General features: G+C 41.0%; 11 protein-coding genes. 3 read left to right on the forward strand and 8 right to left on the reverse strand.

Annotation, left to right across the window (positions count from 1 at the left end; genetic code table 11):
* Positions 1 to 152: 152 nt before the first annotated feature.
* From ACP26M_RS03590 to ACP26M_RS03600, 3 genes are all read left to right on the forward strand, one after another.
* Complete coding sequence (locus ACP26M_RS03590; protein ID WP_426586249.1) at positions 153 to 422, forward strand: hypothetical protein; 270 nt, start codon at positions 153 to 155, stop codon at positions 420 to 422.
* 184 nt (positions 423 to 606) lie between these two features.
* Positions 607 to 1908, forward strand: a complete 1302-nt coding sequence (locus ACP26M_RS03595; protein ID WP_426586251.1) for a DEAD/DEAH box helicase — start codon at positions 607 to 609, stop codon at positions 1906 to 1908.
* A 22-nt stretch (positions 1909 to 1930) separates the two neighbouring features.
* Positions 1931 to 2179 carry a DUF1456 family protein gene (locus tag ACP26M_RS03600; protein ID WP_426586253.1) on the forward strand — a complete coding sequence of 83 codons (249 nt, stop codon included), beginning with the start codon at positions 1931 to 1933 and terminating at the stop codon, positions 2177 to 2179.
* Positions 2180 to 2301: 122 nt separating this feature from the next.
* On the opposite strand, the gene ACP26M_RS03605 is transcribed toward ACP26M_RS03600, so the two are convergent.
* The 8 genes from ACP26M_RS03605 to ACP26M_RS03640 form a co-directional block, all read right to left on the reverse strand.
* Positions 2302 to 2859, reverse strand: a complete 558-nt coding sequence (locus tag ACP26M_RS03605) for a CAP domain-containing protein (RefSeq protein ID WP_321558069.1) — start codon at positions 2857 to 2859, stop codon at positions 2302 to 2304.
* A 109-nt stretch (positions 2860 to 2968) separates the two neighbouring features.
* On the reverse strand, positions 2969 to 3769 hold the full coding sequence (locus ACP26M_RS03610) for a hypothetical protein (RefSeq protein ID WP_426586255.1): 801 nt from the start codon (positions 3767 to 3769) through the stop codon (positions 2969 to 2971).
* A gap of 378 nt (positions 3770 to 4147) precedes the next feature.
* Entirely contained in the window at positions 4148 to 7243 is a 3096-nt protein-coding gene (locus tag ACP26M_RS03615; protein WP_426586257.1) for a carboxypeptidase regulatory-like domain-containing protein, read from the reverse strand.
* A 264-nt stretch (positions 7244 to 7507) separates the two neighbouring features.
* Complete coding sequence (locus ACP26M_RS03620; RefSeq protein ID WP_426586259.1) at positions 7508 to 8443, reverse strand: phosphatase PAP2 family protein; 936 nt, start codon at positions 8441 to 8443, stop codon at positions 7508 to 7510.
* On the reverse strand, positions 8440 to 9069 hold the full coding sequence (locus ACP26M_RS03625) for a sterol desaturase family protein (RefSeq protein ID WP_426586261.1): 630 nt from the start codon (positions 9067 to 9069) through the stop codon (positions 8440 to 8442). Before ACP26M_RS03625 ends, ACP26M_RS03620 begins: the two co-directional genes overlap by 4 nt.
* 246 nt (positions 9070 to 9315) lie before the next feature.
* On the reverse strand, positions 9316 to 10056 hold the full coding sequence (locus tag ACP26M_RS03630) for a CDP-alcohol phosphatidyltransferase family protein (RefSeq protein ID WP_090526345.1): 741 nt from the start codon (positions 10054 to 10056) through the stop codon (positions 9316 to 9318).
* Positions 10057 to 10085: 29 nt separating this feature from the next.
* A complete protein-coding gene (locus ACP26M_RS03635) occupies positions 10086 to 12650 on the reverse strand; it encodes a DUF5686 family protein (RefSeq protein ID WP_426586264.1) in 2565 nt (854 codons plus the stop codon).
* A 606-nt stretch (positions 12651 to 13256) separates the two neighbouring features.
* On the reverse strand, positions 13257 to 14579 hold the full coding sequence (locus tag ACP26M_RS03640) for an inositol-3-phosphate synthase (RefSeq protein ID WP_090526349.1): 1323 nt from the start codon (positions 14577 to 14579) through the stop codon (positions 13257 to 13259).
* Positions 14580 to 14604: the final 25 nt, after the last annotated feature.

Genomic DNA, 14604 nt, shown 5'->3' on the forward strand with positions numbered 1-14604 from the left:
TGCAATTTATGCATGCTCGTCTCTTGAACGCGGCTTGTCCTACGGGAGACGTATGTGATACGTCTCTACAAAAAACATTTATTTTATTCGTTTTTAAACAGCTTCTAAGAAAATCAGGTAAACAAAATCGGGTTAATATTGTAGTTAAATACATGAAAAAGTCGGTGGTTTTTGATCTGGATACCGAGGACGGTATACGCCGGATCAGTATTAAAGCAGTACACCAGCTTATACCCGGTACGCATGCTTATGCAACCGGTGTATTTAGTTTAAGTGAGGGAGAAGCAGATTTAGGCGATATTGTTTTTGATGATCATATGCACGAATGGGAATATACCTGTATGGGCAATTTGAGCCATCGTGATGCCAAAAAGATTGCGAGGTTTATCAAACATAACTTCAAAACTGAAGTTGCCGGATAGTTTTTTTGAGCCGCTCCCGCAAAATGCATTGGTGATAAGTTCTTGAATATTAAAAAACCGGAAGTGTTCATCCTCCGGTTTTTTTGTAAGCATGGGTGCTTAAACCTGCTGGCGGCGCTTAATCCGCGCAAATAAATAGTCCTCCGGATTTTTACAGTATCTTTGCGCCTCAACAAAGTAAATCATGATCGATCAGGCACTGAGTAACCTTGGCATAACTGCCCTTAACCCCATGCAGCTTGCCGCTCTTAGCGCCGCAAAAAAAGGTGATGTAATTCTTTTATCGCCTACCGGTTCGGGCAAAACACTTGGTTTTTTATTGCCTTTACTTAACCTGATTGATGCGGGCATTGCTACTGTACAGATAATGATCCTGGTGCCATCGCGTGAGCTTGCTTTGCAAATTGAACAGGTTTGGAAATCGATGGGTACGGGCTTCAAGATCAATTGCTGTTATGGCGGCCATGCCGTAAAAATCGAACGTAATAACCTGTCGCATCCGCCTGCAGTTTTGGTTGGCACGCCGGGGAGGATTGCCTTTCATTTGCGTGAAGAAAATTTTAGTACTGATACTGTACGTACGCTCATTCTCGATGAGTTTGATAAAGCGCTTGAGTTCGGTTTCCAGGAGGATATGGCTTATATCATCAGGCAGTTGCCCGTTGTAAAAAAGCGGATATTGACTTCGGCTACAAAAATGAGTGAGATCCCGGATTTTACAGGGATTGCTAAACCTGTTGAAGTGAACTTTTTAAGTAATGTTACCTCGGCGCCGGATATTAAACAAAAAGCGGTGATATCCGAAGCTGCCGATAAACTGGATGCACTTTTTGCCCTGATCTGTAAAATTGGTAATAAAGCAACCCTTGTGTTTTGTAATCACCGTGAGGCGGTTGACAGGATCAGCGAGTTGCTTTGGTACAAGGGGTTGGAGCACGATGTTTTTCACGGCGGTATGGAACAGGATGACCGTGAGCGTGCCCTGTTAAAATTCAGGAACGGAAGTCACCGTTTATTGATCACCACCGATCTGGCCTCACGTGGGCTGGATATCCCGGAGATAGAATATGTGGTACATTACCAGCTGCCGCACAATGAGGAGGCTTTTTTACATCGTAACGGTCGCACGGCACGTATGAACGCTAAAGGCACATCATACCTGATGCTAACACCCGATGAAAAGTTGCCATACTTAAAACAACTGCCTGAGATTGAAGAACTACCCGAAAAGCTGATCTTTCCACCGGCTTCCCCCTGGGTTACTTTATATATAGCCGCCGGAAAAAAGGATAAGGTAAACAAGGTGGATATAGTAGGCCTGCTACTTAAAAAAGGCGGACTGGCCAAAGACGATCTTGGCCTGATAGAAGTGCTTGATTACTCATCATATGCAGCTATAAAACGGGATAAGATTGAGGAGGTGGTAAGGCAGGTAAAAGCCGAAAAAATTAAAGGTAAAAAGGTGAAGATGGAAATTTCGAGGTAATTTTGTTAAAAAGAAAGATATAATGAGCAATAACGATATCATGAAAAAGCTGCGGGTGGCTATGAAATTTACTGATGATGATATTATCAAGGTTTTGGCATTGGTTAATTTCAGGATCACCAAAGCCGAAATAGGCGCCATATTCCGTGCTGATGACCATCCCAACTTTAAACCCTGTGGAGACCAGATCCTGCGTAATTTCCTGAATGGCCTCATTATCTACAAACGCGGCCCAAGGGAGCAGAAACCAAAAACGGAGGCCGGCAAATAAGGTTGTTGGAGACAACTCCAACAACGGCAAAGGGGGATTCACCATTTATAGGATTTGATTTGCGAGCGGATAGATAAGCCCGGGCAATCCTTTAATCCTAAAAATCCCGGTTCAGACAAAAATCAATGCCCTTCCACCGGCTTTTCCTGTATTAATCTGTATCTCCCTGATTTAATAAGCTTTTGTTGCTGAGCCGAAAATGAGGTTCTGCCACCGAAATCCTGTACCCAGTAGGTTTTATATTCAGCCACACCAACTTCCTTAAAGTCCGGGTTCATGAGGTTCCGGCAGTGGCCTTCGCTTTTAAACCATCCGGCCATTACTTCGGCAATACTTTGCTGGCCCTGTGCTATGTTTTCGCCTATGGCAAAACTTTTGAAGCCTTTAAATTTATAACCGGCGTATACAATGCGGTCTTCCATGCTGCGACCATCTTTACTGTCGTGACTAAAATAGCTTTTGCGGGCCATGTCTTTAGCGTGGCCTATGGCTGCATCTTCCAAATCATTATTCCAGGTAAGGGGAGGGGCCGGCGGGAAATATTTGCTGCCGCAATTGCAGCCTTTCTGGCGTGTAGCATTAATGCTGTTTAAAAACTCGGTCCTGAATTGTTTGCTGCTTTGGCTGTAGGCATTCGCAAACCAGAATAATGCAGCAAATAATACTATCAATTTTTTCATCTTAGTGCTTTGACAATTTTAAACGCCTGTGGTTTAAATTATTGTTTAGGCCGCCTGATAGCTGAACGCCAGCGACCGGTTTTCTTCCGCCTGTAAATGATAATGATGGCTACAACGACGAGAACAAGAGTGGTGCCGATGAGAACGACAATGACGTTATGTGCCTGGCGTATCTTAGCATTGGCCTGCGCCTGGAGTTTTTGGTAAATACTTTTTTTTTGGCTATCACCGAATCCTGTTTTTTGATCTTGATCGAATCGGCAGCAGCTACCTTGGCAATGCTGTCGACTGTAACCTGGTTAAGACTATCGTCCAAAAATTCATGGCGTTTAATAGCTACCGCAGCTTTATCATAATCGTTCATTTTTCGGTACAATTCGGCATAACCTACCTGCACTATCGATTCTTTTTTTGGATCGTGGGTTTTAAGCGATAGGGTTAAAGCATCGTTCAGGTCCTTCATACTGAGTTTATAGTCTTTGATGTCGCTTTTAATGGCTGCAAGCTCTATAAGCGAGCTGATAATATTAAGGGTATCCTTCCTTTGCCTCGATATGGTGTTCGATTGCAAAATGAACCATTTGGCCTGGCTGAATTTACGCTGTGAGCGGTAAACCTTTGCAAGCGCGTTAAAGCTTGTACGCAAGCCTAAAGTATCGTTATAAGTTGAATAGCTATGCAGGGCGAGCATAGTGTAATTAAGCGCCTCAGTTTGGAAATAGTATTTCATTCGCCGGGTTGATACGGTATCGTATCCTAAATAATGGGCAGCTATTTGGGTATAAATAGGGCCTTTTAACGAGTCGCTGGTAACCTGTAATTTTTGCTTAAGACTATCAAGCTCACTGGTGTGTGCGGATAATTTAAGCGTGGCTGTCAGAATAAAAAGTAAGGTAATAAGTCTCTTCATATAGCAGATTACTCCAAAATACAATAATCTGCTTATAATTAGGCAAATAGCGTGCCCGTTTAAGTCACCGCCATAGGTGTTTGTGAAAGTCGCTTGGCTTTTTGTTTGTTTTTGAATTGTATGGGCTGTTTTTCAGGAGGATAGCCCTGGAAATATTAATTAACAAATGTTTGCGCGTTTTCCACACTGCCTGCTTTAATACATAAAGTTGTATAGAAAAAGAGATTTTGCACAAATGGGTATTTACAATAGCAAGGATTTTAAAGGTCAAAAGTTGCCAATCGCAAAGCGTTATTCCATTAAAATCCTATGCTATTCAAAGCAGAGCCCGTAAAGGTTTACAAGGTTTTAACTATTGTTGTTAATTAGGGTTGATAATTAAAAACCATATCTTAAGCCTATCTGAAACTGGTAAGGGTTGCCGCTTAAATTGGATACCCCTGCATTTGTGTTAACCGCGTATGCGTATTGTTTTTTAACAGGGTCGAAGCTTTTAATCGTATAAATAGGAGTTGCACCCAGGTTATGGTTAACGCCCCATTCTTTATTCAATAAATTGGCCACGTTAAATAAGTCGACAGATATTTCAAAATACTGTTTTTTAAATAGCGTAACCCTTTTAATCAACCGTAAATCAAATACGCCATAAAACGGGTTTACTCCTCCATTACGTTCAGCAATTTTTCCGAAACTTTTAACTATGTAATTTTTGGCGCTTTGCTCTACCTTAGGGTTGTTCAGTATCGCATTGATCCCGTCTTTTATGTATTGAGGTGTTGACGCTGCATTCGGATCGTAAATGTAAGCCAGATCGTTACTGGCCACAAAATCGCCGTTCACGTTACCGTTCACCAATAAAGAATACCTGGTGCCGCTTATCCCCGAAAATCGCAAGCCTGCGCTAAAGCCATGAAAGGTTGGCGAACTTCCGTAAGCAACAATCTTATTCCTGAATTGGTTATCAGAATAATTCATTCCGCCCAGGTTACGCGGATCATCTTTTACGTACTGTACAAGCGTAGCCGTATTAGCAACGTTTCCGTTGTATGATGTATTGTCTTTAGTTTGATTCCATGTATAAGAAACGGAGATTTCGCCCTGTTTATAATATTTGTAGTCGGCATCAATAACAAAAGCCATCTGGTTAACTCTGCCCTTGCTTTCTAATTCCAATACCCTGCCTACTTCAGTTGTTTTTCTGCCTTGTGTCCAGTCTGCCGAACCATTTGACGCGTTTATTGTATTTGCCGGAACATATACACCTCTGTTATCTTCGGCAGCAATACGGAAGTACGGCTGATCAACCATGTTTTTATCCAGATAAGTATAGTTGTTGCGACCTAAACTTAAGTAGCCGGATGCTGTAACCCTGAAGTTTTGAGCAAAGAAGTGAGAATAAGACAAGTTGGCTTTGTAAACCGTTGGCACTTTAGCATCCTTGCCATTCATATTAATAGTAGCAAGCTTGGGTATGGCGGGGTTATTAAGTAAATCCTGTCCTGGTGCTGTTGCAGGGTCCTTGCGGTAAGCCGGAAAGTTAGGGGTAGGCACTTGGCTGCCGTTAAGATCAACACTTAAAATGTGTGAGCCATCAAACAGCATATTGTTTATCATAGAATAAGGGTTCAATGCCGAACCTAAAATGCCACCACCTAACCTGACAATGTCTTTACCATTTTGCCCTACATCCCAGGTGGTTTGCAAACGCGGTTGAATTTGTAGCGTAGCCAGTTTGTTAGATGTATTTAAGCCTAAAGTTTTATAAACCGTAGGATTGAAATTTGCCTGGTCAAGGTAATCGGTATAATCAATACGTACCCCGGCGGTTACTTCAAAACCCGGAAACAACATAGTTTGTACCTGTGCGTAAGCATTAGGTGCAAGTATGTTAAATTTAATGTTCCGGTTTGATGAGGTATAAATATCCCTTGCAAAGCGATAGGGTGTAAGGTTATTGAAATTAGTTAAGCCTGTAAAGTAAAAACGTCCATTTGTTTCGCTGCCGTAAATAGAATTTTGATTGGTAAAAGTTAACCCTCCACCAAATGTAAAGTTATATTTGCCTTTGGTCCAGTACAAGTTGTCGGTTAGCTGTGCTACATTATTGTTAAAATAGTCGCCGCCGTAACGTTGCCCTCCCAACTGTATAGCGGTAGAATAGGTAGAACCATCCGCTGCAAGCGAAGAAATATTCTGCACAATAGCGCGGGGAATATTATCGGCAGGTAACTGGCTGTTTGCAAACATCTTATTGTATTCCCAGTAGTGCTGCACTTTCAGTTCGTTGGTTAAATTAGGACTGAATATACTACGCAATGAGGCCATTACACTGTTATTTAAACTTTTGCGCGTGCTGTAAACCTCGTAGATGTTTATGGCAGTATTATCACCGTCGGATTGGTTATCCAGGTCGTAGATGAAATTATCTCTGATAGTGAACAAATTTTTGGAATTAATTTGCCAGTCGATACGTGCAAAAGCGGCGTGAGTATTTTTAAATTTATCAAACTGACCAAACTGTCGGGTATTGGCAACTCCATATTTAGCCCTTGCTATACTCAAAAAGTTATCTAATGTGGCCTGGGTTACATTGTTTCGTTTTTCGTCATCTGCAGATTGGATATTGGCAATATAAAGTGGCCTTGAATCTGCCTGATGATCCCAGGCAATAAAGAATTGCGCTTTATCTTTAACAATAGGACCTCCTAATGAAAAACCATATTGATAAGTAGAAAACGACTGGTTACGTTTTAATCCATTTAATCCAAATGGACTGGATAGCCAATTTGCACGTGCATAAGTGAAAGCGCTCCCTGATAATACGTTAGTTCCTGATTTGGTTACCGTACTTATTGTACCGCCGCCGGCGTTGCCATAAGTAACATCATATTGATTGGTAACTACCTGAAATTCCCTTACAGCCTCAAGCGAAATAGAGTAAGCACCGGTTGGTTGGCCACCGGCTATAGTACTGCGTGCCGCCATGCCATCAATGGTATAATTTGTAGCTGACCCCAGCTGCCCGCTTAAGCTGCTTCCCGCGCTCAATGGAGATAAATCGGCCAGGGATGTGAAATTACGACCGTTTACCGGTAACTTGGCTATATCTTTAGCTGTAACAGCGGTGGATGAGCCAATGTTTTCGATCCTGTTACGGGTTGTGGTAGTTCTTACTTCAACAACATTGAGTTCCTGGATCTTTTCTGTCATTACAAACGTAACCTGTAGCAAGTCGCTCTGATTTAAAGCATAACCGGTTTGTCTTTGCGCAGTCATGCCCATAATTTCTGCTGTTATGCTATAAGGTGCACCCAGCGGAAGCTCCTTTAACAGAAATGTTCCTTTAGAATTGGTTGTAGCTTTGATTACAAACCCGGTCGACTCATTTTTAACGGTAATGGTAGCATTTGGCAAAGCTTCACCATTCGGGCCGGAAACCTTCCCTGAAATACCGGCCAAATTGGTTTGTGCCATACCAACCGTTATTAAAAATAAATTGAATATGCCCAAAAGGCACAACTTTTTAAAAAAAACTTTGTTTATCCTTAACATTTTAACATTTTTAGTTAAGGCAAAAATGCGTCCGCGGTGTTAAAGGGAGGTTGGTGGAACGTTAAAAATTGATAATGTATTTCGGGGAATATTGATAAAGTTTTAGTATTTTTTGCTTATATTTAATATAATGATAATTTGTAGTAAACGCTAACAATCCGCTAATTGTGTAAGCAAGATGTTACACTACGAGATTACCCTTTGGTATTTATTTAAAGCAGACTGCAAACCCGCGAATTTTTTTAATAGTACATTGTATAAGGTAATACCTAATGCCGCGCAAGTAATGCCGGCTAACACGTCAAGCACGTAATGGTGGCTTGCATATACCGCCGTAAACCAGATACCAACGGTTACCACCGCAAAAAAGATATTAGCAAGTCCCAGCTTGTTTTTTAAGCCGTAGTAAAGCACTATAACCGGGTATGACGAATGCAGCGACGGCATGGCAGCAAACACGTTTGATCCTTTTGTATAAATCCCTTTAAAAACCCCGGCATGAAAATAGGCGTCAAACCTGGCCAGCCCGGCGGTATTGCCCATGGTTAACGGAATAAAATGAAACCCGTGATATTGAACAAACCAGGGTGGTGCGGCAGGGTATGCGTAGTAAACTATAAAGCCCAGGATATTCACCAAAACAAACGTTAACGAAAAATTGAGGAACTGTTTTTTGTTTTTGAAGAACAGGTAAGCAGCAAAACCCAGCGGCACAGGGATCCAGCATAAATAGAATAAGCCCGATAACACATCAATAAAAGTGTTGCTGTTGGCCAGCCAGTATTCATTGGGTGTAAGCAGTTTGCCGTTAAAATGAATGCCGAACAGGTGTTTCTCTGCATTATAGAGCTCGGCAATATGTACGGGGTTGTAATTATAATTGGGGAAGGCCTTCATGTAATCAAAAACAATCCAGTACACTATGAAAATAGTGAAGCCTAATATAAACTTGCGGGTTATTGCCGATGCATAGAATAACACATTGAAAATAACTACCAGCGTAAGCTCATCTGGTTTATAACCAATAAGGAAAGTTGAAAACGCCAGGTAAGCAATGGAAAGCAGTGAAACAATAATTATCGACCGGATATTTACTGTTACGCCTGTATTGGCATTGGTCATTGCTGTTTTTTTAAGAAATCTGAACGGAAAATTTTATCCCAGAAAGGTGAACTCACACCATAGCCTTTTTCAGGATCCTGGTAGTGGTGCAGCATATGGTGTTGTTTTATTTTTTTGAACAAGCCGCTTTTAAAATTAAAATGGTGCATGGCATAGTGCGATATGTCATAAAACAGGTAGCCCAAAATAAAGCCCGGAAAAAAGCCCCAGATGTAGTTTACAGGCAATAACCATTTAAACAAAAAGAAAAAGCCTGTAGCCAGCGGAATGCTTAATGACGGGGGCAATACCAAACGTTTGGCATCGCTCGGATAATCATGATGCACGCCATGCATGATAAAATGCAGACGTTGTGCCCATTCCAGTTTTTCGCTTGGCTGATAGTGGAAAACAAAACGGTGCATGATGTATTCGGTGATGGTCCAGATGAAGAGGCCGAAAATAAACAGGCCAAGATATGTTAATACATCCAATCCCAGGTCAAAGAATTTATAGCTGCAATATCCAATAACAGGTACAAAAATATATAGAGGTACGGTATAGTGTACCTTTGATAAGCCTTCTAAAAAGTCGCTCTTAAACATTCGCACCGATTCCTGCGAGTTGGATATATATTTCTTTTTCATTGTTATAATCAGGGTTTAAAATGTTTTACGATCTCTCTGCCTGTTTATGGTGTTAAAATTATTCAGAATGGCTGGCCTTAAACCAGCAAAAGGCAATTTTAGCAAAGATATTGCTAAGCGTAAATGCCTTTATTTTATTGTTACGAAGATATGATATTTGTTGCTAAGTCTTAAGCCTAAAGTTCGCAGTCTTAGGAGAAGTAATTCAACGTCCTCGTTTAAGACTTTTGACTTAGAACTACAGCCTTACTTACCTTCTTCCTCTTCCAGTTTAATTAAAGCTTTTTTAGCTTCTCTTAGCCTGTTAAAAGCCGTAATATTGGTTAAAACGGCAAGTATTACCAATGGGATAGTAAATATCGATATGGTTTCAAATACATGAAATTTGATGCCGGGAACAAATAATTTATAGTTACCGCCGATGTATTGAGCTACTATGCCCGATAAAGCTGCGCATAAGCCGATAGTTACTACACGCTCGGGCCTTTGCATTAAACCGCCTTTAATTTCAACACCCAAACCTTCGGCACGTGCACGTACATAACTAACCATCATTGAGCCAATCAGTGCTATAAAGGCGGCTATCGAGCTCAGGAAATAGTGATGTGCTACCAGGTAATAGCAAATGCCCAGGAACATGATCAATTCGCTGTAGCGGTCAAGTACGGAATCATACAAAGCACCAAAGGTTGATTTCATATTGCCTAAGCGGGCTACCTGACCGTCAAGCATATCAAATAAGCCTGCAAAAAGGATGAGGCCGCCGGCCCAGCCAACATAGCTCAGGTCGCCGCGGTTACCTTCTTCGGCACCTAAAATAAATATCCCTGCAACGCCTACATTAAGTACAAAACCTATGGTAGTAACTGCATTGGGGGTTAAGCCTATTTTTATAAGGATCTTCACAAACGGATCAATAACCTTATATATCCCTAACTGTAGGTTGGTTCTGAATGATCTCCTAAGTGTTGTTGTTTGCTGTTCCATTTTTCTCTCTGCTTATTTAGGTGCAATGATTAAAAGTCGAATTTAACCCTTGTGCGCAGGCCCCATTGGGCAACGTTTGGCTGGTCAAGGTAGTTAAAGCGCCTCACAAAATCTATGCGTATAAATTTAAATATATTTTCAATACCAACACTACCCTCAACATAAGGCGTTTTGCCCAATGTATAAGTAATCGGCACGCCATCGGTGCCAACGGGTAATTGATATAATGACGGATGTATCGAAGGATTGTTTTGATCAGACAGGCCGCCGTATAGTACTTTTAACGATGCGGTTTCGCGCCATTTCAATTTCTTTAGCAAAGGTATTTTATTAAAGAAGAAACCGCTGAAGTGCTGATCTATCCTGAAGCTGGCATATTTATCACTCACAAACTCCAAAAAATTCATTAAGTTGTATGAGTCGAGGTCATACGCGTAAGTTTGGTTAGCCCTGTGTATGGTTAATAAAGGGTACGGCACCGAACCAAAGATTTTACCTGCCGAAACATTAATATCCGCATAACCTAACTGCGAAAAATAGAAACGTTTATCGGCACGGAAGTCAAGCTTTTGATAATTGTATTCGCCGGCAAATAAGCCTTTAATACCTTGAGCATAATCAAGTTCAAAGGCCGGGTATTTGTTAGGGATAGGGATGCGATAGATCTTGCCCTGGTAAAACTGCTCATGAGGTGCCCAGCGGATACTTCCGGTAAGCTCGGTGGTGGTTAAATGATGGATAGAATTTGGCAGATCATTAACAATATTATCAAAATATAATGATCCCGCCGGCTCTTGGGTCCATTTTTTGAAGCCCGCGGCAAACGAAAGATGGCTTTCCAGTTCGTGTAAATAATCAAACCTGTAAAAATCGTTATAAAGGAACTTATCGTTCACACCACGCTTAAACGATAACAGGAAGTTATCCTCCTGCACAAACTGCAGGCTTGCGCCAGGGATTTTGGTATCACGCTGAAAACTTGCCCTAATATAGTTTTGAGGGAAACGATAGATAGATTTATTATTAATGGAGTAGGTTGCACTTAAAAAGTACTTCCAGCGCTCGTCTTTAAAACCATAAGCTGCATAAGTTTCAAAATAATAACGTTTGCTTAATTCGGGTGTTGTACGGCCGCCTACACGTAAACGGAAACCTTCAACCGGGTTAAAGCTGTAAAATGTGTTGGCAGGACCTAACTCAAATTTACCAAAGCCTTTATAGCCTGCAAGCAGGAGCGTTGCTATATCAACCGTACGTTTAAACGAAGGCATATTACGCAAGCTGTCGATGTTTTTATAAACCTTTGATTCGGCAAGCGTTAAAGTATCCGGCCTGTTTTCCTGCCAGAAGGATTCGGGGCGATGTTTCACTTCATCGCTTAATTCAGCATATGGCGATCCCTGATAAGTTGTATCCGGCCGGGGTTTGTTAACCACGTAATTGCTGTAGGTTATGGCCCGGATACCAAATAAACCACTCTTTGCATCTTTTTTGGAAGCGCCAAAATCTGCAATGGTAGTACTTTTGCTCAGATGATATCGGCCATCGGGGTTTTGCTGAAACTCCAGGTTAACGGTCATCGACCTGATAAAGTTGATGTTGATATGTTTATTAATGGTCAGGTCGCACTTTTGTACAGCGTAGTTACCATCAAGCGTAATGTAGATACTACCCTCAAAAAGTACGTCGGTTGTATTGCGGGGGGTAAAGTCAAGCTTAACCAGTTTGTTGTTATGTGCGTCAACAATGGTATCGGCAATAAAGTATTTGTAATAGTTTGGCGAGTTGTCAGATATCGGGCTAAGAAACTGGCTTGTTATCAAAAATACGTTGTTGGTATAAATATCAACCTTGTTGTATAAGTGTTTGAAATATTGGGTAAGCCCTTCATTATCAATACCCGCACCGTAGTTAACACTTTTTTGGCCGGTTATATCTTCCCTTGTTTTTTCGGGGTTTTTACGGTAATAAACCTGCTGCAGCTTTTCATCAAGATAAATAGGCAGCAATGATTTGCCTGGTACCAATGAGCTATCGCGGTTATCCAAAATGAACTTATACTTGCGGAAAAATTTCCTGTCCGAAAACTGGGCGGATACGTTGCTTAGCGCAAACATCATTTTATCATACTCCTTGTATTCAACATAGTTGTATGCTTCGGGGCGGTTCTTTTCTTTATTTTCGATAACCTTACGGATCAGTTCAACAGCGGGGTTATCTTTATTACGGTACTTAGGTTTTTTGCCCGATTTTACCACAACCTCGTTAAGTTGCTGAGAAGCGGGGAACATCTTTACATTGATAACCTGCTCTTTACCGGGAACAACAGCTAAAAAAGCGTCTTTATAACCTAAAAATGAAATTTTGATTTGTTTGTATTGCTGATTGTTTGTAGCTAGCCGATATTTGCCATTAACATCTGTAGTGGTACCGGTAGTGCTGCCCGTAAAAGAAATACTAACAGAAGGCAGGGTTTGTTTGTTACCTGCATCAGTAACAGTACCCGTTATTACCGTTTGCTGCGCATATAATGCCGAAGCAGAGAAGAACAGTATTAAGAAAAATAAGCTTTTATAAAATTTTTTACAATCCATGTATTTTGTGCATTGTGCAAATACAAACTTCTTTTTTCGGCTTAACACTTTTATTATCGGATAAAGAGGTATGTATCAGTTATTCAAATATTTTTGGCAGATTAATTATGCCCGCCTCCGTATGTTTTTCATTGTTCTGCCGCTTTAATCTCTCTACACTTACCTTGTTTTGTACACTCCCGGCAGATGGTTATTGTGGAGTTTACAATTAACAGGCCAAAGGTAAAAAAAATCACTACAGACTAATGTGGTCAAAAAGTCAAATATTGTTTACAGCTTTTATGCTATGATATTACTGTAATTATAACTAAACTCAAACAACGGCTTGGCCGGTTAGTTGGTATTACGGTTGTTTGCTGTTAGTTACATAAGAAATTAGGTAACTATCTGATAATTAGATATTATTTGCTATTTTTGATTGTTAGGAAGAAGCCGTTTAGGTTAATAAATAACATTATTTAACAAATTAACATTAGCGCCAATAAGACTATTGCTTTAAAATAATGTTACTTGCGTATGATCATTTTTACCTGATAAAAACAAAACAGCCGTAATGCAGGGTTTAGTTGCTTACGGCTGTTTTGACGGTATTTGGTAATTTAACGATTATTCGGTCGCGAACATATCGTCATAATAATCCAAACCAAGGTGGGTGATCAGGTCTTCGCCCATCAGGTAACGAAGGGTATTCTCCAATTTGATCAGTTGTTTAAAGATGTCATTTTCTGCATGTAAACCCGGGGCAGTTTGAGGCGATTTCAGGTAGAATGACAGCCATTCCTGGATACCGCTCATGCCGGCACGTTTAGCCAGATCGCAGAAGATAGCCAAATCAAGCGCGATAGGGGCAGCAAGGATCGAGTCGCGGCAAAGGAAGTTGATCTTGATCTGCATTTTGTAGCCTAACCAGCCAAAAATATCGATGTTATCCCAGCTCTCTTTGTTATCACCATGCGGAGGGTAGTAGTTAATACGGATCTTGTGGTAGATGTTACCGTAAAGTTCCTGGTTATCTTCCGGTTTGAAGATATCTTCCAATACACCCAGTTTTGATACTTCTTTAGTTTTGAAGTTATCAGGATCGTCAAGAACCCAGCCATCGCGGTTACCCAAAATGTTGGTCGAGAACCAACCATGTACACCTAATGAACGTGCTGCAAGGCCCGGGGCCAATACGGTTTTCATTAAGGTTTGACCGGTTTTGAAATCTTTACCGGCAATCGGGGTTTTGGTTAATTTAGCCAGTTCGATCAATGCAGGGATATCAACTGTTAAGTTAGGGGCACCATTAGCAAAAGGAACGCCTAATTTTAAAGCTGCGTAAGCATAAATCATGCTTGGAGCGATCAGCTTGTCGTCATTTTTCAATCCTTCTTCAAAAGCGGCTAATGACTGATGTACAGCAGATGCTTCATAATAGATCTCGGTTGAACCACACCATACCAACACAACCCTGTCAAGACCATTAGCCTCTTTAAAGTTTTTGATATCTTCCATTACCTGCTCGGCAAGTTCAAGCCTGGTTCCGGTTTTAACGTGGGTGCCATCAAGGTTTTTAGCGTAGTTTTTATCAAACGCGGCTTTCATTGGCTTTATAGCTTCCAATTCGGCTTTAACCGAATGTAAAAGTCCTGCTTCCAGTACCTGTGCGTTTGAGGCAGCTTCAAATACGTTATCTTCATAAACATCCCAACCGCCAAATACGATGTCGTTTAAATCGGCTAAAGGAACAAATTCTTTAATTTTCGGGTTACGGTTTTCGGTTCTTTTTCCTAAACGTATGTGGCCCATTTGAGTAAGGGAGCCAATTGGCTGCGAGATGCCTTTTTTAACGGCCTCTACGCCGGCAATTAAGGTAGTTGCTACAGCGCCTAACCCGGGGATCAGGATGCCAAGCTTACCTTTAGCAGGTGTAATGTTGATTTTCATTTATGTTACTATTATTTATTTCAAA

Source organism: Mucilaginibacter sp. R-33, from assembly GCF_049949235.1.
In the GTDB taxonomy this organism is placed as follows: domain Bacteria; phylum Bacteroidota; class Bacteroidia; order Sphingobacteriales; family Sphingobacteriaceae; genus Mucilaginibacter.